Source organism: Duganella violaceipulchra, assembly GCF_019166075.1.
Taxonomy (GTDB): Bacteria; Pseudomonadota; Gammaproteobacteria; order Burkholderiales; family Burkholderiaceae_D; genus Rugamonas; species Rugamonas violaceipulchra.
The window spans coordinates 380895-398742 of record NZ_JAHTGR010000001.1; the positions used below are offsets into that span (position 1 = coordinate 380895).

The 17848-nt window shown below is 64.0% G+C and carries 15 protein-coding genes; 5 read left to right on the forward strand and 10 right to left on the reverse strand.

Annotated elements, in window-relative coordinates:
• Positions 1-26 precede the first annotated feature (26 nt).
• Entirely contained in the window at positions 27-1139 is a 1113-nt protein-coding gene (locus KVP70_RS01550) for a porin (RefSeq protein ID WP_229224517.1), read from the reverse strand.
• Between the two features lie 145 nt (positions 1140-1284).
• Here KVP70_RS01550 and KVP70_RS01555 point away from each other — a divergent pair, with 145 nt between their 5' ends.
• Positions 1285-1512: a hypothetical protein gene (locus tag KVP70_RS01555; RefSeq protein ID WP_161084789.1), complete on the forward strand. Its 228-nt coding sequence runs from the start codon at positions 1285-1287 to the stop codon at positions 1510-1512.
• A 24-nt stretch (positions 1513-1536) separates the two neighbouring features.
• Here the strand turns inward: KVP70_RS01555 and KVP70_RS01560 are convergent, their stop codons facing one another.
• Positions 1537-2562, reverse strand: a complete 1026-nt coding sequence (locus KVP70_RS01560) for a hypothetical protein (RefSeq protein ID WP_217940249.1) — start codon at positions 2560-2562, stop codon at positions 1537-1539.
• Positions 2563-2678: 116 nt separating this feature from the next.
• On the opposite strand from KVP70_RS01560, the gene KVP70_RS01565 reads away from it, so the two are divergent.
• On the forward strand, positions 2679-3101 hold the full coding sequence (locus KVP70_RS01565) for a hypothetical protein (protein WP_217940250.1): 423 nt from the start codon (positions 2679-2681) through the stop codon (positions 3099-3101).
• A gap of 12 nt (positions 3102-3113) precedes the next feature.
• On the opposite strand, the gene KVP70_RS01570 is transcribed toward KVP70_RS01565, so the two are convergent.
• The 7 genes from KVP70_RS01570 to KVP70_RS01600 form a co-directional block, all read right to left on the reverse strand.
• Positions 3114-4079: an ion channel gene (locus KVP70_RS01570; RefSeq protein ID WP_217940251.1), complete on the reverse strand. Its 966-nt coding sequence runs from the start codon at positions 4077-4079 to the stop codon at positions 3114-3116.
• Positions 4080-4091: 12 nt separating this feature from the next.
• The gene (gene def, locus KVP70_RS01575) at positions 4092-4628 is read right to left on the reverse strand and encodes a peptide deformylase (protein WP_217940252.1); all 537 of its coding nucleotides are present in this window, start codon (positions 4626-4628) and stop codon (positions 4092-4094) included.
• Entirely contained in the window at positions 4625-5524 is a 900-nt protein-coding gene (galU, locus tag KVP70_RS01580) for a UTP--glucose-1-phosphate uridylyltransferase GalU (protein ID WP_217940253.1), read from the reverse strand. Before galU ends, def begins: the two co-directional genes overlap by 4 nt.
• A gap of 16 nt (positions 5525-5540) precedes the next feature.
• Positions 5541-7877: an NAD-dependent DNA ligase LigA gene (ligA, locus tag KVP70_RS01585; RefSeq protein ID WP_217940254.1), complete on the reverse strand. Its 2337-nt coding sequence runs from the start codon at positions 7875-7877 to the stop codon at positions 5541-5543.
• 8 nt (positions 7878-7885) lie between these two features.
• Positions 7886-9031 (reverse strand): cell division protein ZipA C-terminal FtsZ-binding domain-containing protein, encoded by a 1146-nt coding sequence (locus KVP70_RS01590; protein WP_217940255.1) that lies wholly within the window; start codon positions 9029-9031, stop codon positions 7886-7888.
• Positions 9028-12555: a chromosome segregation protein SMC gene (gene smc / locus KVP70_RS01595; RefSeq protein WP_217940256.1), complete on the reverse strand. Its 3528-nt coding sequence runs from the start codon at positions 12553-12555 to the stop codon at positions 9028-9030. The genes KVP70_RS01590 and smc overlap by 4 nt, the downstream gene beginning before the upstream one ends.
• 93 nt (positions 12556-12648) lie before the next feature.
• On the reverse strand, positions 12649-13278 hold the full coding sequence (locus KVP70_RS01600) for a phosphatase PAP2 family protein (RefSeq protein ID WP_217940257.1): 630 nt from the start codon (positions 13276-13278) through the stop codon (positions 12649-12651).
• A gap of 145 nt (positions 13279-13423) precedes the next feature.
• On the opposite strand from KVP70_RS01600, the gene KVP70_RS01605 reads away from it, so the two are divergent.
• The 3 genes from KVP70_RS01605 to KVP70_RS01615 are packed head-to-tail and all read left to right on the forward strand — an operon-like array spanning position 13424 to position 14982.
• Complete coding sequence (locus tag KVP70_RS01605; protein ID WP_217940258.1) at positions 13424-14047, forward strand: glutathione S-transferase family protein; 624 nt, start codon at positions 13424-13426, stop codon at positions 14045-14047.
• 22 nt (positions 14048-14069) lie between these two features.
• The gene (locus tag KVP70_RS01610; protein WP_217940259.1) at positions 14070-14726 is read left to right on the forward strand and encodes a LysE family translocator; all 657 of its coding nucleotides are present in this window, start codon (positions 14070-14072) and stop codon (positions 14724-14726) included.
• Between the two features lie 31 nt (positions 14727-14757).
• Positions 14758-14982: an addiction module protein gene (locus KVP70_RS01615; protein ID WP_217940260.1), complete on the forward strand. Its 225-nt coding sequence runs from the start codon at positions 14758-14760 to the stop codon at positions 14980-14982.
• 43 nt (positions 14983-15025) lie between these two features.
• Here the strand turns inward: KVP70_RS01615 and KVP70_RS01620 are convergent, their stop codons facing one another.
• Complete coding sequence (locus KVP70_RS01620; RefSeq protein WP_217940261.1) at positions 15026-17653, reverse strand: DUF1631 family protein; 2628 nt, start codon at positions 17651-17653, stop codon at positions 15026-15028.
• Positions 17654-17848: the final 195 nt, after the last annotated feature.

Sequence of the window (17848 nt, forward strand, 5' to 3'; positions counted from 1 at the left end):
GCATGAGATAGCTCCGTGTGGTTGAATTAGAATTGCAGCTGCAAGGTGACCGAGAACTTGTCCGTATCGGCGGCCTTGGTCATCCTGGTCTTCGAGTACACGGCGCTGACCTGCGCGTTGTAGCCGTCGATGATGTAGTTCACGCCCGCGTCGTACTGCTTGGTGTCGATGTCGGTGTCGGCGGCGAATTTCTGCCAGCGCACGAAGGGCTGGAACTTGCCCCAGCCGGCCTTCTCCTCGAAGATCCAGGAAGCGCCGGCCGAATAAGCCTTGCCCTGTTCGGACTTGATGATGTCGTCGGTGTTGTAGTCGTACCAGGCCGCCTCCAGCGCGAAGGCGCCGGAGCCCTTGACCCGCTTCTCCATCAGGAAGTCAACGTTGTAGGAGCTGTACTTGCCGCTCTTGGCGACGGTGAGGATGCCGTCCTTCTGGTAGCGCCCCGCCACGCCGATCGACAGGATGTCGGCGCCGCCATGGTAATTGCCGGTGCCGTAGTAGCCCGGCTCCGCATCCCAGAAGTCGTATTGCAGGCGGCCGGCGTACATCAGCGAGTCGTCGGCCTTGACGCCAGCCGCCTTGGCCTGCGATTGCGTCATCGAGCCGATGCCGAAGGTATGGCCTTCGAACACGCCGAACGAGTAACCCAGCTTGCCCTCGGCGACATCGCCCCAAACCACCACGCCGTCGTCGCGGCCGCGGAAGATGCCGCCGTTGTAGCCGTAGCGCGAAGCCACGCCGGCCCAGTAGCCGCCGCCCAGCGAGTAGTACGGCCCGGCCATGTTGGCGCGGTCGCTGGGCGACAGCAGGCGGCCGGCCCAGATGTTCAATTCGGGCGAGATGGCGAACTGGCCGGCGGCATCCAGGATGCGGATCTTGTCGCCATCCCACTCCGTGTTCAGCATGCCCTTGATGTTTTTATTGAGCGACGCACCCAGGAACAGGCGCGCCGAATCCAGGTTGAAATCGCTGGAGCGGTCGGTGCCGTCAGGCGCGCCGTTCTTGGCGCTGGTGTAGCTCTCGCGCATGCCGAAGCCGACGCTGACCGACTTGTCCTCGCCAAAATTGACCGTGGCGCCGGCGTAAGCATTGCCTGCCACAGCCGCCGCAGCGGCCAGCAGCATTCCCCGTTTCAAACCCATCTTGTTCCCCTTTTCGGTTTTGGATGCTGCAAGATTAGCCAGCAGACAAGCCGTGAGGAATACGTCGAATGACGTAGTGGTATGGGAGGGACAAGAGGCCTTGAATTAATGGCACAATAGCGGCTTACTTTTTTGGAGCACCATCATGACCATTTTTGCCGCCTCGGTTTTCGACGCCACCGTTATCTACGAAGGCAATGAACTCTTCAAAGGCCAGGGCGCCGCGCGCGGCTGGGCCGAGAAGCTGGCGAAGGAGCTGGAGTGCGAGATCGGCGTCGAGAAGATCGGCACCGGCTGGGTACTGACCGGCACCGTCGACGGCGAGGCCTGCAAATGGAGCATCGTCGGACAGCGTCTCAAGCGCATGGACTGAAGCATGCGCTAATGCACAACAGCCTCAACGGCCGGCGACCGGCGGTGACGCCTCGGCGCGCAGGATAATCACGGCAGTGGCGATATCCTCATGGCGATTGCGCGCCAGCGAATTGACCGTCATGTAGACCTTCACCGCCGCCAGCGAAGCGTGGTCGCCGAAAAACGCACCCTCTGCGTCGTAGCGCTCCGGGAAGTTCTCGTTATTCAGCGGACAGGCCGGCGATTCGTTCTTCCCGCGGCTCTGGCGCTTTTCGCACCGGGTGTAGCTGTCGCCGTTGACGGCGGCGGCGATCAGATGGTCGGTGGGCTGATCCAGCATCACAGGAAAACTGAAGCGGCGCGCAACCCCGTCCACCTTCATCTCGAAACTGAGCACGCCCTTGTAGGCAGGCAGGTTTTCCAGTTTGAGTTTTGCGTCCGATATTTTCCCGGGCGGGATAAAGCCATCGCCACCCAAACCGCCACGGAACGTCGCGTCGGTACCGCCGATCTGGCGGTACTCCATACTGCGGTGTATGAACAGCAGATTGTCATAGGCCGATTGCGGAACCGGCTTGTTGGCCGCCATCGCCTGGGCCTGAGCCACTATCGCCAGCATGCGCGCCTGCCGTTCCGCCGGGCCAGGCATAGGCCCGCGGCTGGCCTCCACAGTCAGGCGCACCTTCGACTCCTGGCCGACAAACAAGTGCATATTGTCGCGCCGGCCCCACCACAACTCGCCAACCGGACCACTACTGCCGGACTGCTCCCATGCGGCGGGGTCGTAGGTATCTTTGGGCGTCGGATCTTCGCGGCCCAGATCGGGATTGCGAAGGCCGGCCAGCTTACCGTCCTTGCTGAACGCCGCCATCTTGTACGAGCCACCGTAATTGATGGCGCCGACGCCGGCATTGGACGCGTATTGCGAACAGGCGTTCTGGCTGGCGCCAGGGGGCAGCCATGGCTTGACCGTCGGCGGGCAGCGCTCCAGCGTTTCCGGGCCGGCGACGGCGGGCAGCGTCACCCACAGCGCGGCGAACAGAGGCAGCATCGAGTACATATTCTTCATGAGGCGTCAGTTTGAATTTAAAAAAAATATTATATATACAATAATAATTTGGTGCCGCACGACGTGGGGGTTCGGAGTAGAATTTAGCTTCGTCCATGCCGCCGAGCCGCTCCATCATGCCTCAAGCACTGCCCTTCCAGATTCGAAAAGAATGCCCACCCGGCGCCTGCGAGTGCCGCCGCGACGAGCTGCTGGAACAATGGGACAGCACGCCCGACGCCATCGACATCCGCATCCTGCGCCTCACCCGCGAGCAGGAAAAGGCGCTGATCGAAAAGATCGAGAACATCGCCAGCTTCGAGGAGCTGGGGCGCATCGAGCGGCGCATGCTGGAGCAGCTGGGCATCCGCCTGACCATCACCCCCAGCGCGAACGGCGTGCGGACCGTGATGGGCCTGCAGATACGCCTGGCGGAGCAGCCGGGCCTGTGCCGCAAGACCCGCGAGAACGTGCCGGCCGCCGTGCGCCGCTGCTTCAACAAACATCCCGATATCGTCTACGCGCTGCTGAACGCGCGCGACCTGCTGGGCGCCGAATAGCGCCCGTCCGCATCAGCCGGGATGCGCCAGCGCGGCGCCAGGCATGTTGCCGCCTTCGGTGCCGTCCGGGTAGATATCGTGGAATTTGCTGTAGTCCAGTATCCGCACATTGCCGTCCTGCTTGTCCGACATGATGTCGGCGAAGTGGTGGTTGAAGTAGATGTGCTCCGCCGCGTAGGTCTGGCGCGCGTGGACGAAATCGTTGAGGGTGTCGTCGGTGCCGGAAACGGCCACCGACAGCGTGGCGCCTTCGTTGTGCAGGTCTTCCTGCGACTTGCCCCAGAACGGACTCGATTCGTCGATCTTGTGCAGTATCGTCCACGTCAGCGCGAACACGCCGGAGCGCTCGCGCTCCAGCTGCAAATCGTAGAAGCGGGTGAAGATCTGCCCTTCCAGCGTCATCTCGCGGCGAATCAGCGTGGCCCGCACCGAGGCTTCCAATATCAGGTTGCCGCGTTCATTACCGGTCCTGAGCATCAGCGTCGGCACGCCGTTGAACGGCGTGATCACGGCGACGTCGGAAAACATGATGCGCGAGGTTGGTCGCGAGAAGCGCGCGAACAGCAGGCCCGTCACCGTCGCCACTTCCACCATGCCGAGCAGGATCTCGGTCGAGGCGACCACGTGGCCATAAGTCGAACCGGGATTCATGTAGCCGTAGCCGACGGTGGCCAGCGTTTCAATCGAGAAGAAGAAGGTGTCGAGGAAGGAATCCGGCCGCGCATTGGCGACCGAACCTGGCACCAGGAAGAACGCCAGCGCGAACGCCAGGTTGGTGAACATGTACAAGCCGCCAACCAGCAGGAAAAAGCGCGGCCAGCTCAGGGTCAGCATCCAGTGATAGATGTCGCCCCAATACCGGCGTCCCAGGCCTATCCGCTTGATCTGCGAAGTCCCCATCTGGAACACGCCGCGCTCATTGCCCACGCGTGGACGGACGACCTTTTGCGCATGCTTGCGCACCGGACCTTCACTCATCGCCTGGCCGCCTCAATCGTCGTCGTTGGGATCGAGGTCAGGGAACATCACATCGGTGAAGCCGAACTGGGAAAAGTCCTTGATGCGCATCGGGTACAACACGCCGAGCAGATGATCCACTTCGTGCTGCACCACGCGCGCGTGGAAGCCGTCGACGTCGCGCAGGATAGGCTGCTGGAGCTGGTCCACGCCTTCGTAGCGCAGGCTGGTGTAGCGCGGCACGCTGCCGCGCAGGCCAGGCACCGACAGGCAGCCTTCGAAGCCCTCTTCCATCTCGTCCGACAGCGGCGTGAGGACGGGATTGATCAATACCGTTTCCGGCACTTGCGGCGCATCGGGATAGCGGGCGTTCTGCTTGAAGCCGAAGATCACCAGCTGCAGGTTGACGCCGATCTGCGGCGCCGCCAGGCCCGCGCCATTGGCGGCGTGCATGGTGTCGAACATGTCGGCGATCAGCTCGCGCATGGCCGGGGTATCGAACTCGGTCACCGGCTCGGCCACGCGCAGCAGGCGCGGATCGCCCATCTTCAGGATTTCACGCACCGTCATTTGCCACCTCCGTTGATTTCGCACTGCATATCGCGCAGGAACTGGCAATACTCGGCGCCGGTCTCCGGATGCTTGAGGCCCATCGCCGTCATCGCCTTCAGATAGCCCAGCTTGGAGCCGCAGTCGTAGCGCTGGCCGTCGTAGCGGTAGGCCAGCACGCGTTCATCCTTCATCAGCGCGGCGATGCCGTCGGTCAGCTGGATCTCGCCGCCGGTGCCGGTGCCGAGGTTTTCCAGGTACTGGAAGATCCGGCCCGACAGCACGTAGCGGCCCACCACCGCCAGCGTGGACGGCGCCACATCCGGCGATGGTTTCTCGACGATGCCGTGCACCAGCTCCAGCTTCGGCAGGTAGGCCGAGGCGCTGACGATGCCGTATTGGCGCGTGGCTTCGCGCGCCACTTCCTGCACCGCCAGGATGCTGCAACGCTCATAGGCATAAAGCTCGGTCATCTGCGCCAGCACCGGCTTGACGCCGTCGGCGGTGTCCATGAAGTCGTCCGCCAGCAGCACGGCGAACGGCTCGTCGCCGATCACCGGGCGCGCGCACAGCACCGCGTGGCCCAGGCCCAGCGGCTCGGACTGGCGGATGTAGATGCAGTTGACGTTCTTCGGAATGACGTTCTGCACCAGCTGCAGCAAGGCCTTCTTGTCGGCCGCTTCCAGTTCCGCTTCCAGCTCGTAGGCTTTGTCGAAGTGGTCTTCGATGGCGCGCTTGTTACGGCCGGTGATGAACACCATTTCCGTGATGCCGGCGGCGACCGCCTCCTCCACGGCGTACTGGATCAACGGCTTGTCGACGATGGGCAGCATTTCCTTCGGCTGCGCCTTGGTCGCGGGCAGGAAACGGCTGCCAAGGCCGGCCACCGGGAATACTGCTTTTCTGATTTTGGACATGATCTTTCTTCTTATTTTATCTGGCTTCCAGCAGTGCCAGCAGGCCCGCCTCGTCCAGTATGGGCACTTCAAGCTCCTGGGCCTTGGCCAGCTTGCTGCCGGCATCGGCCCCTGCTACCAGGTAATGCGTCTTCTTGGATACCGAACCGGAGACCTTGCCGCCCTGCGCCTCGATCATGGCGGCGGCCTGGTCGCGGCTCAAGTTGGGCAGAGTGCCCGTCAAGACAAAGGTCTTGCCGGTCAGCGGGCCTTCGGCTGCCTGCTCCGGCAGTTGCGCCAGCAGGTCCTCGCGCAGCCGGTGCAGCGCCAGCAGCTGTTCGCGATGGCCCGGTTCCGCCATCCACGTTTCCAGCGCTTCCACCACGCCGGCCGGCAGGCCGAACACGGTGAACACCGGCAGGTGTGCCAGCACTTCCAGCGTCACTTCCTGTTCGACCAGCTGTTTGCTGCGTGGTTCCGTCAACTTGGGAATGCCCAGCGCGGCCATCAGCTTGACGGTGTCGAGCTTCTCGCGCAGCTTGGCGCTCGGCGGGTGCTCGCCGGTCGGCGCGACGCCGGCGGCCAGCAAGGCGTCGATGGCTTCCTGGTTCTTCGGCTCGGCGAAGAAGTCGGCGATCGACTCGGCGACCGTGCCGCCGATATCGGGCAGCACGCGCAGCAGCGCGGCAGGCACGCGGCGCACCAGGTCGAAACGCCCCAGCCATTCAGCCAGCGTCTTGGCGGTCGATTCGCCGACGTGGCGGATGCCGAGCGCGAACAGCATGCGCTCGAGCGGCGGGTTCTTGCTGGCGGCGATGGCTTCCAGCAGATTGTCCGCCCACTTGGTGGCGATCTTGCCCTGGGCGACAGTCTCCGGCGTAGTGCCTTCTCGCTCGTCGGCCAGGCGCTTCATTTCCAGCAGGTCTTCCAGCTTCAGCGCGTACAGATCGGCCACGCGCTGTACCTGGCCGTGTTCGACCAGGTTGTCGATGTAGCGGTCGCCCAGGCCTTCGATATCCATCATGCGGCGGCCGGCGAAGTGGCGGATCGCTTCCTTGCGCTGGGCCGAGCAGAATAAACCGCCGGAGCAGCGGGCAATCGCCTCGCCTTCTTCACGCACCACGTGCGAACCGCAGACCGGGCAGGTCTTCGGCAGCACATAGGCTTCCGGTTCCGGAGACAGGCGGCGTTCCAGCACCACCGACAATACTTCGGGAATCACGTCGCCGGCGCGGCGCACGATCACCGTGTCGCCGATGCGCACGTCCTTGCGGCGCACTTCGTCTTCGTTGTGCAGCGTGGCGTTGGTGACGTTGACGCCACCGACGAACACGGACGCCAGCCGCGCCACCGGCGTGATGGCGCCGGTGCGGCCGACCTGCACTTCAATCGCCAGCACGGTGGTCAGCGCTTCTTCTGCGGGGAACTTGTGCGCCAGCGCGAAACGCGGCGCGCGCGAGACGAAGCCCAGCGTGCGCTGGTCTTGCAGCAGGTTGGCTTTGTAGACCACGCCGTCGATTTCGTATGGCATGGTCGGACGCGCTTCGCCGATCTGTTTGTAGTAGGCCATCAGGCCGTCGTAGCCGCGCACCACGGCGGCTTCCTTCGCCACCGGCAGGCCCATGGTCCGATACCAGTCCAGCAGCGCGGAGTGCGACAGCGGCATTTCGACGCCTTCCAGCGCGCCGACGCCGTAGGCGAAGAAACTCAGCTTGCGCGATGCGGTGATGCGCGAATCGAGCTGGCGCAGGCTGCCCGCCGCCGCGTTGCGCGGATTGACGAATTCCTTCAGGCCGGCGTCGCGCTGGCGCGCATTCATCGCTTCGAAATCGCTCTTGAACATCAACACTTCGCCGCGCACATCGAGGATGGCGGGCGGCGTCGGGGTGTTCAGGCGCAGCGGAATCGAGCGGATGGTGCGAATATTGGTGGTGACGTCCTCGCCGGTGTAGCCGTCGCCGCGCGTGGCAGCTTGCACCAGCAGGCCGTCGAAGTAGCGCAGGTTGATGGCCAGGCCATCGTATTTGACTTCGGCAGCGAATTCAACGTGGTCGTTTGCATCCAAACCCTCGTTCACGCGCCGGACAAAATTCTCGATATCCTCTTCAGTGAAGCCGTTATTCAGCGACAGCATCGGCACCGTATGGGTGACCTGGTCGAACTGCGGCAGCGGCGCGGCGCCCACGCGCTTGGTGGGCGAATCGGGCAGCGCGAATTGCGGGTGTGCTTCTTCCAGCTTTTGCAGCTCGATGAACAGCTTGTCGTACTCCGCGTCCGGGATGGTGGGCGCGTCTTCCACGTGATAGGCGTGCAGGTGCTTGTTGAGCTCCGCGCTCAACGACTCGATGCGCGCTTTGTAATCCACTTCGGTCATGCTACTTCCTAGCTAAACAAACGCAACGCGCGGGTCGAACCGGCCGGAATATCGGCGTCGTTCATCTCGGCGTAGAAATCCTGTACCTGGCCGGCGATCTCCGCCAGCGCGGCGTCCGACAACGGCTGGTTGTAGTCGTCGACGATGGTCGCGTCCAGGCGGCCCACCAGCGATTTGGCGCACGCCACCATCGCACCGAAGCCGTCGCGGGCCGGCGTAACGCATGGCACGTCCAGCAGCAGCGTCAGGCGCGGCGTGGTTTCCTCGGCCAGCGTGACGTTGGTCGACAACGAGAACAGATGACCGCCCTCGCCGTCCGGCATCACGTAGCGGCCGTCGGGACGCACGTCGAAGCCCTGCTTTTCCAGTGCGCCCAGCAGCGTGGAGATGGCCCACGGCGCGCCGTTGGTTTGCAGGTTAACACCCAGTTGCGCGTCATGGCCGGCGACGAAGCGGTGCAGGTTGCGCGCCTCGGCCATCACTTCGATCATGTCCGGGATCTCCGGCTCGGCGCCGATTTCGTCGGCCATCGCGCGCAGGCGCGTGACCAGTTCCGAGTATTCCAGTTCGTTCAGCGCGGTGCTGCGGCTGGCCAGCTGCACGCCGCCTTGCAGCTTGGTGTAGACGCCGCCGTGGACGATGGGTTCCCAATCGCCGCTGACGGCCAGGCCGATGTAGTGCACCGGCTTGTTGCCGACCATGCGCAGCGTTTGCAGCACCGGCAGCAGCTTGTCGCCGCGCGCCGGTCCTTCCAGCGCCAGCGGCAGCAGGCAATCGATCAACGGGTCAACCAGCGCGGTGGCCTGTTCGGCCGCTGGCGTCACGGCGTTGACGCGCGGCGCGGCGGTCGGCGCGGTGGCGTCGGCCGGATCGGTCTCGAATTCGGCAACCACCGCGCCCAATGCGGCGGCAGCGACCGAGGCTTCGCCGCCCGCCAGGCCGGGAGCGGCGCTGTCGAGCGAGAAGCTAGGCTCGTGGCGCGCAGCGGACGACGGCGGCGCATCGCCGGTGCGCATCAGCACATCGTCATGATCGGTCGAGAAGGCGCGTTCGACGCTCTTCTTGGCCTTGTATTCCTGGATCTTGTTGTAGGTGAAAACGCCGGCGACGAATACGCCGGCGATTCCGATCAAACTCATTTGTAGGTCTGTCATGCTACTTGTGCCTCGGAAGCGAAGTTTGCGGCGGATTCCATATCCACCGCCACGATGCGCGATACGCCCTGCTCTTGCATCGTCACACCGATCAGTTGATTGGCCATCTCCATCGCAATCTTGTTGTGCGAGATGAAGAGGAATTGGGTGTGGTCAGACATGCGTTTGACCATCCGGCAGAATCGTTCGGTATTGGCGTCGTCCAGCGGTGCATCGACCTCGTCGAGCAGGCAGAACGGCGCGGGATTAAGTCGGAACATCGAGAACACCAGCGCCGTTGCGGTCAGCGCTTTTTCACCGCCGGACAACAGGTGAATGGTGGCGTTCTTTTTACCCGGCGGCTGGGCCATGACCTGCACGCCGGAATCGAGGATTTCGTCGCCGGTCATGATCAGCTTCGCCTGGCCGCCGCCGAACAGGATCGGGAACAGTTCGGAGAAGTGGCCGTTGACGCGGTCGAAGGTGTCTTGCAGCAGATCGCGTGTCTCTTTGTCGATGCGCGCGATCGCGTCTTCCAGCGTGTTGATCGCCTCGTTCAAGTCGGCGTTCTGCGCGTCGAGGAAGTTCTTGCGTTCGGAGGCCGTCGCCAGCTCGTCCAGCGCGGCCAGGTTGACCGCGCCCAGCATCGAGATCGCATTGGTCAGGCGGGTCACCTCACCTTGCAGGTACGAGGCCTTCATGTCGGGATGCAGCTTCTCGGCCAGCGCCGCTTCGTCGGCCTGCACTTCGGCCAGCTGCGCGGCGAACTGCTCCTGGTTCAGGCGCGCGGCCTGTTCCTTCAGCTGCATCTCCATGATCTTGTCGCGCTGCGGCTGCAGGGCGCGTTCGGTCGACATGCGGCCTTCCTCGAACATGCGCAGCTGCTGCGTGATCTGATCGAGTTCGTGACGGGCGTCGGACAGCGCTTTTTCCTGGCCGGTGCGGCGGTCCAGCAGCTCCTGCAAGCCTTCGTTGGCCTGGCCGGATTCGAGGTTGGCCAGTTCGGCCTGCCCCGCTTCCAGGCTTTGCGTGACCTGCGCCACCTGCGCGGTCGCGGTGGCGATCGAGCGGCGGAATTCTTCGATCTTGCTGCGCTGGGATTTCTCCGCGAACTGCGCTTCCTGCGCGGCGCGTTCCAGCTCGCGCAAGGCTTCGCGGGCGTCGGACAGGCGCTGCTCTTTTTCGAGGAACAGGGTCTGGCCTTCCTCGTGGTCGCCCTGCAGATTGCCGAGCTCCATGTCGAGCTGCTCGAACTTTTCCTCGGACTCCATCTTGACCTGGGTCTGTTCTTCTTCCTGCGCGGCGATTTCGGCCAGGTCGGTTTCGATCTGGTTGCTGCGCTGGTTGAAGCGCGCTTCGATCTCCGACAGCTTGACCACGTCCAGCTGCAAGGTGTGCACCGACTGCTGCAGGCTTTGCAGCTTGGCGCGGTACTCGGTCAGGCGGCGCGTCAGTTCGGAGACGGCGGCATCGGCGCGTACCGAACGGGCGCGCGCTTCGTCGGCCAGCATCTGCTGCGCGCGCAGCTGCTTGGTGATGTTGTCGATCTCCTGCTGGCGGCCCAGCATGCCGTCCTGCTCCGAATCGGCCGCGTAGAAACGCACGCTGCCCTGCGTGACGGCATGACCCTGGCGCGTGATGAAGCAAGCGCCGGCCGGCAGCTTGGCGCGGTCGGCGAAGGCTACCGCCGTGTCCTCGGCGATGTAGACGTTGTGCAGCCAGTCTTGCAACAGGCCGCGCAGGCCGGGGTCGTTCAGCTTGAGCAGATTGAGGAACGGCTTCAGGCCCGCCACTTCCACCGGCGCCGGCGGCACCGCGTGCGACGGCGCGAACAGCGCCAGCTTGGCCGGCGGCGCGTCGTTGAAGAAGGCCTTGGCCCATTCGATGTTCGACATCTGCAGGGCCGAGGTGCGCTCGCGCAGCACGGATTCCAGCGCGGTCTCCCAGCCGGATTCGATGTTCAGTTTTTGCCACAGGCGCGGCAACGTATCCAGCTCATGCTTTTGCAGCCACGGCGTGACCTTGCCCTGCGTCTGCACGCGCTCCTGCAACTGGCGCAGCGCGTTCAGGCGCGCTTCCAGCTGGGCGTTGGCGGCGGTTTCGGTGTTGACCTGGTGCTGCGCGGCCTGGCGTTCCTCGTCCAGCTTGGGCTGCTGTTCCAGCGCTTCGTCCAGCAGGTAGCCTTGCTCTTCCAGCGCCTGCTGCTTTTCTTCCAGCTGCAGGCGCAGGTTGCTCAGATGCGCGCTGTCCGGCAGATTGAGGCCGCTCTTTTCCTGTTGCAGGCGCTCGCGCCGCACGGCCAGGCCGTTGAGGATATTGTTGGCGTTGCGCTGGTGCGCCGATTCCAGTTCCAGCTGCTGCTGCGCCTGCATGATGCGGGCGCGCGATTCGGTGCTCTTGGTCTGCGCCTCGCGCCACACCTGCTCCAGCATCGGCAGCGACTCGGCCTTTTGCTCGGCCATCATCTGCGACTGCTCGACCTTGGCCGACAGCTCTTCCAGCGTGAACTCGCCTTCCTCGATCTGTCCGCCGTATTCGGTGGCCTGCTGCTGCCATTGGTCGCGCTGCGCGGTCAGCGCGGCCAGCTGCGCCTGCAGGCGGCTGCGCGATTCAATGACGAACTTGATCTGCGCTTCCAGGCTGCCGATTTCGGCGTTGGTCTGGTACAGGCTGCCCTGCGCCGTGTGCAGGCGGTCGCCGGCGGCGAAGTGGCCCTGGCGCATCTGCTCCAGCGACAGCTCGACGTTGCGCAGCTTGGCGGTCTGCTCTTCCAGGTCGTTCTGCGCCTGCTCCATCTCGCGGAAGTACTTCTTCTGCTCGTTCTCGGCTTCGATCTTGCGCAGCAGCCACAGCAGCTTTTGCTTTTCTTCCTGGTCCGATTGCAGCTGGTGGAATTTAGTGGCGACGGCGGCCTGGCCTTCCAGCTTTTCCAGGTTCGAGTTCAGCTCGCGCAGGATGTCGTCCACCCGCAGCAGGTTCTCGCGGGTGTCGTGCAGGCGGTTTTCGGTCTCGCGGCGGCGTTCCTTGTACTTCGAGACGCCGGCCGCCTCCTCCAGGAACACGCGCAACTCTTCCGGACGCGATTCGATGATGCGGCTGATCATGCCCTGGCCGATGATGGCGTAGGCGCGCGGGCCGAGGCCGGTACCGAGGAAGATGTCCTGGATGTCGCGCCGGCGCACCGGCTGGCCGTTGATGTAGTAGGTCGAGGTGCCGTCGCGCGTCAGCGTGCGCTTGACGGCGATCTCGGCGTACTGGCCCCACTGGCCGGAAGCCTTGCCGTCGTTGTTGTCGAACACCAGCTCGACCGAGGCGCGCCCGGCCGGCTTGCGGTGGGTCGAGCCGTTGAAAATGACGTCCTGCATGGACTCGCCGCGCAGCTCGGAAGCCTTGGACTCGCCCAGCACCCAGCGCACGGCGTCGATGATGTTCGACTTGCCGCAACCGTTGGGACCCACCACGCCAACCAACTGACCCGGCACCTGGAAATTGGTGGGATCAACGAAAGACTTAAATCCCGACAATTTGATGGAAGATAGACGCACGTTGTTATCTGGTGTGTGGGCTGGAAAAGTTCACAATAATACCATTTTGCGCTTCAAATCTGGCCGAAAACGCGTCATGGACCGGGCATGCGTCTATCGTAGCGGGCTTTTGGGTTCGCGCCAAATGGCGCGGGTATAAGGTTGGTCGTGGCCGGACAGCCAGAGCGCGGCCTTGGTGATCCACATTTCGGCCGGCACCGGCTCGACGCGCGGCGCGATCAGCACGATGGGGATGCACATCACCACCAGCAGCCGGCTCAGCGCTATGTGGTGCTCGGTGCTGGCATACCAGATGAACACCGCCGCCACGACCAGGCCGAGCAGGCAGCCGGTCACCGACTCGGACACCGAATGGGCCTGCACGTAGACGCGCGAAATGGAAATGAGCACGGCCAGTAGCACGCCAAGCAAGGTGCCCAGTACGCGCCATTGCGGCGGCGACGAGCGGAAAGCCAGATAAAAGGCGACCGGGAACACTGCGGCGGCGCGCATCGCATGGCCGCTGAACCCGGCGAACTCGACCGATTCCACGCCCAGCCCCCAGCCGACAAAGGCCATCTTGGTGGCCACCACCAACGCCATGCCGATGCCGAACAGCACGCACCACGCGGCGGTCAGCCGCCACGATTTGCCCGCCACCAGCCAGACGGCGATCGCGATTCCTATCGGCCCGGTTACCGCCAGACTCCCCGTCACACTCAAACCGTGCCACCACATCATCATCTAAAAGCGCCCTGTCGTTGTTTTTGCACGGCGTCATTAAAACACATGCGGGCGCATTTTAACGAAAATTGCTGTGCAACAATAGACTTGGAGCAAAATCGGGTGGCGCCCGACGCGCTCCGGCGGGGCGTGGCATACTGTTGCCATGCTCACCATCCTCGGCAAATCCTCCTCCATCAACGTCCGCAAGGTCTTGTGGACGTGCACGGAAATCGGCCTCGATTACCGCCTGGAGGAATACGGCAGCGGCTTCCAGCCGACCAGCACGCCGGAGTTCCTGCGCATGAATCCCAACGGCATGGTGCCGGTCATCATCGACGGCGGCCAGAACTTGTGGGAATCGAACACCATCTGCCGTTACCTGGCGGGCAAGCATGGCCGCACCGATCTGCTGCCGGCCGAACCGATGGCGCGCGCCCAGGTGGAAAAATGGATGGACTGGCAGGCCACCGAACTGAACAACGCCTGGCGCTATGCCTTCATGGCGATGATACGGCAGAGTCCCGACCATGGCGACGCGGCGGCGCTGGTGGCCAGCATGGCGGAATGGAACCGGCTGATGGGCATGCTCGACGCGCACCTGGCGACGGCCGGGCCCTTCGTCTGCGGCGAGGCGCTGACGTTGGCCGATATCGTGCTCGGCCTGTCGGCCAACCGCTGGCGCGCGATGCCGATGGTGCGGCCCGGGCTGGCGGCCGTCGATGCCTGGTTTGCCCGCCTGAGCGAGCGCGACGGCTTCCGCACCCACGGCTGCAACGGCCTCCCTTGACACTTACTTCTGGAGTTTAGCAATGACTGTATCGACCTGGCTGTTGTTCCTATCGGTTTCGCTGGCGGCGGCGTTCAGCCCCGGACCGGGCGTGCTGATGGCGATTTCGACCGCGACCACCATGGGCGCGCGGCGCGCGCTCTACAGCTCCGCCGGCAATGCGCTGGGCGTGTTCATCGTGGCGACGACGGCGGTGGCGGGTTTGGGCTTGTTGTTGAAGACCTCGGCGCTGGCGTTCGGTGCGCTGAAAGTGGCCGGTGCGGCCTACCTGATCTACCTGGGCATCAAGGCCTGGCGCCACGCCAGCCTGGTCACCGAAGCGGCGGAGACCGCCGCCACGGTGGCTGCCGAGCCGAGCGTGGCCGAGGCCAGCCGCCTGAGCACCTTCCGCGCCGGCCTGCTGGTGGCGGTCAGCAATCCGAAGGCGATTTTGTTCTTCACCGCCGTGTTCCCGCAGTTCATGCCGCCGGATCACGTGGACCCGGTGCGCTTCCTGTTGCTGACGTCAACCTTCACCAGCTGCACGCTGTTGTCGCACTTCTTCTACGTGGCGTGCGCAGCATGGCTGAAGCGCAGCGTCAAGCAGAGCATCGCCCGCACCCGCCTGGCCAAGCGCGCCACTGGCGTGATCTTCGTCGGCATGGGCGGCGCGCTGCTGACGTTGACGAACTCGAAGTAAACCGGCAGTAAACGGCGGTACAATTCGTTTCATGAATGCCGCCCTCAATACTTTGCTAGTCGAAGCGCTCAAACTCGATCCGAGCGAGCGCATGGACTTTGTACGGCTGCTGCTTGCCAGCCTGAACGAAGACGCCGAGATCGACAGGGCCTGGGCGATTGAGATACAACACCGCATTGCCGATATAGAGAACGGCAGCGAGCAAGTCATTCCAATCGCCGATGCCCTGGCTCAAGTCCGCAAAAATCTGAAATGAAACTGGTTGTCGTCCCACCCGCTCTCGCGGAATGCAAGAAGATCTAGCCGAAGGCCGACGCTGGCGGGTCGATGGAGGCGTCGTTGTCGGCGCTGCGGGCCAGCGCTTGCGAGAGCGCGACGGCGACCACGCCTTCGCTGCGCACCACTTGCACGGTCTGTTCGAGGAAGCGCTTGGCCAGCTGTTCGCCGGACATCGAGAACGCTTCCTGCCGCGCCGCCGTCGAGAAAATGTACAGCGTGCGCAAAGGACTGATCCACGCCAGCTTGACCTTGCGGCTGCCGCCGTCCTCCTGCTCGAACTCCAGCCACATGCCGCGCGTCAGGCTGTCGACTTCGATGGCGGCGTCTTCCTCTTCAGGATCAGGCTGCTGCTGGGCGCGCGCTTCGGCTTCCGCCTTGGCGGCCGCGTCTGCTTTGGCTTGCAGCTCCAGGCGCCGCTCGGCCGCCTGCTGCGCCACCTGCATCGAGATTTCCAGCTGACGCTCGGGCGACATCTCCAACGGCGCGCGCACGATGGAGGCGTGGCACTCGGCCAGCTCGGCAAAGAATTGCAGACGATCGGCATCCTGCCACTTGATGATGTCCAGCCATTTGTTCAGCGTGGTCAGCAGCACCGGCAGCTTGGCGATCAGCTGCTTGCGCTCGTCGGCGTTGAGCTTGGGACGCACGCTCCAGATCAGGTCGTCCATGGTCTTGGTGGCGTTGTTGACGGCGCCAGGCTTGTCGTCCTCGATGCTGTAGGCGATGGTCAGCACCGACACCCAGCGCTGCTCGAGGAAGGCCTCCACCACGGCGATCACTTCGCCGGTGCCGATGCGCAGCGCCACGGCGTTCTTGGCCAGCTTGGTCGATTCGGCCATCCGCTCCTGCTTCAGCGCGGCGGCGATGGGCTCGGCGATGGCGGTGGCGGCGGCGCGCTCTTCGGCCTGGATCGATGCCTCCAGTTCGTTGACCGCCTCGGTGAAGACCGACAGCTCATGATCGTAATCGCGGCCGACGCGGTCCACACTGCGCTGCATCGCCTGGAACAGCGGGTCTTCCGGCCCCTTGCGCTGCTCCCAGCCCATGCGCGACAGCAGGTCGATCAGGCGGCGTGCAGGGTGGGCTTCCTGGAAGAAGAAATTCTTGTCGACCAGCGCGGCTTTCAGCACCGGGATTTGCAGGAAGCGAATCAGGTCGCGGATTTCCTGCGAGATGTTCTGGTCCTGGAAAACGGTGTCGAAGATCGCCGACAGCAGATCGATGGTGCTCTCGTCGGTGCGCGACAGGCTCCCTTGCGGCATGCTGGCTTTGATGTTCGGCAGGTAGAAGACGTTGCCACCCGCCGCCGGCGCGGCATCGACCGCGGCCGTGGAAGACGGCACCGGTCCTGTTGCATAACCGGCCACCGCACCCAGCGTGCCGATGGATTCATACGGCACGGCCTTTTGCAGCTGCGCCAGATACGCCAGCAGCGGCTGCTTGGCGCCGATCTGCGACAGGCGCTGCGCGTCCTCGTTGCTGATCGAATCCGGCAGCAAGCCTTGCGCGGCGCCTTGCACCCAGACGCCGCCGGCGGGAGCGAAGCCGCCCGCAGCGACAGCCGGCGCGCCGGCAAGCCCGGCCGCAAAACCCGGAGCCATCAGCACGCCGCCCTGGACGCCCTGGGCAAGCGCCATGACGCCGTGTGCAGCGGCTGGCGCCGCGCCGTGCGCACCCATGACGCCGCCAGCGGCGGCCACCTTGGGACCGGACTGGCCCGCGCCAGCATCGCCCTGCGCAGCGGCATTCGGCACCCAGGCAGCGCCCGAGTTCAACGCCGACATCGGCAGATCGGGAATACTCAGGTCTACACCATGCATCAAGCCATCGGCGATGTTGTCGACGATCGCTCCCGCAGCGGAGCCCTCCACATCGCTGGAGGCAAAGAACTGCCGCAACTGCTGCGCCAGCGCCGCCTGGTTGCCGCGCACGCGCGACGGCGCGGCGGCCTTGGCTTTGTCCGCCTTGCGCCCCTTGTGGCCGTCCACCGAACCGGGCAGCACACCCTTGCTCTGCAAGGCCAGGTTCAAGGCATCGAGCATCGGGCCCAGCTCGATGAACATGCCCGGCTTGATCAGCGGCTGCAACAGCGGCGCGGCATCGGCCTCGGTATCGAATTCGGTCCAGGCCTGCTGCAAGGCGACCAGGAACACGTCGGGCCGGAATGGATTCTGGCTGACGCGCAGGATATCGCGATCCAGCAGGAAGGCCAGGCGCACGTTCAGCGTTTGCAGCTGGTCCGAATACAGGCTCTCGAACGGCTTGCTGACGCCGCTGAGCGCGACCTTGTTGTCCATCTCCTCGAACGGCACCAGCGACAGCGGCTGCTCGGCCTCGCGCACCTTGCCCTTGAGCGCGGGCGACAGCTCGGCGATCTCGCGCCGCAGCGCCTTCTCCAGTGTGCTCGAAGCCAGGTGCAGGAAGGCGAAGTTGCGGTTGCGTAGCTGGTTGCCGGCGCGGATGCGCTGCTGCATGGTGCGCGGGTCGCCGCCGGTGGCGTCGATCAAGGCGCCGGCCAGGCGGGTGGCCAGGTCCAGGTACTGGTCGCTGGCATGCCTGGTGGCGATGCCGATCAACTCTTCCAACAAGGCATGCCGCGGCGAGACCGTCTTTTTCGGCAATGCGGGCGTTGTGGAAGTTGCAACCATGGTGTGACCTGCTTTTGATATGGGAGTCCGTTTACGCCATTCTTACACATTCTTTCCACAAGGCAATACCGGAAAGGAAAGACTGTGCAATATTTCGCGTATTTTTCTGTTTTTCCACAACTTTTATGGCATGAAACCCAGTGTTGACGGGGCGCAAAGGACAAGATTGAAGTTTCCCTAACATAACAATTTCCT

Coding starts and splice junctions, on each gene's coding strand:
- KVP70_RS01550 (WP_229224517.1), bottom strand. CDS start 1,139: ATGGGTTTGAAACGGGGAATGCTGCTGGCCGCTGCGGCGGCTGTGGCA.
- KVP70_RS01555 (WP_161084789.1), top strand. CDS start 1,285: ATGACCATTTTTGCCGCCTCGGTTTTCGACGCCACCGTTATCTACGAA.
- KVP70_RS01560 (WP_217940249.1), bottom strand. CDS start 2,562: ATGAAGAATATGTACTCGATGCTGCCTCTGTTCGCCGCGCTGTGGGTG.
- KVP70_RS01565 (WP_217940250.1), top strand. CDS start 2,679: ATGCCTCAAGCACTGCCCTTCCAGATTCGAAAAGAATGCCCACCCGGC.
- KVP70_RS01570 (WP_217940251.1), bottom strand. CDS start 4,079: ATGAGTGAAGGTCCGGTGCGCAAGCATGCGCAAAAGGTCGTCCGTCCA.
- def (WP_217940252.1), bottom strand. CDS start 4,628: ATGACGGTGCGTGAAATCCTGAAGATGGGCGATCCGCGCCTGCTGCGC.
- galU (WP_217940253.1), bottom strand. CDS start 5,524: ATGTCCAAAATCAGAAAAGCAGTATTCCCGGTGGCCGGCCTTGGCAGC.
- ligA (WP_217940254.1), bottom strand. CDS start 7,877: ATGACCGAAGTGGATTACAAAGCGCGCATCGAGTCGTTGAGCGCGGAG.
- KVP70_RS01590 (WP_217940255.1), bottom strand. CDS start 9,031: ATGACAGACCTACAAATGAGTTTGATCGGAATCGCCGGCGTATTCGTC.
- KVP70_RS01600 (WP_217940257.1), bottom strand. CDS start 13,278: ATGATGATGTGGTGGCACGGTTTGAGTGTGACGGGGAGTCTGGCGGTA.
- KVP70_RS01605 (WP_217940258.1), top strand. CDS start 13,424: ATGCTCACCATCCTCGGCAAATCCTCCTCCATCAACGTCCGCAAGGTC.
- KVP70_RS01610 (WP_217940259.1), top strand. CDS start 14,070: ATGACTGTATCGACCTGGCTGTTGTTCCTATCGGTTTCGCTGGCGGCG.
- KVP70_RS01615 (WP_217940260.1), top strand. CDS start 14,758: ATGAATGCCGCCCTCAATACTTTGCTAGTCGAAGCGCTCAAACTCGAT.
- KVP70_RS01620 (WP_217940261.1), bottom strand. CDS start 17,653: ATGGTTGCAACTTCCACAACGCCCGCATTGCCGAAAAAGACGGTCTCG.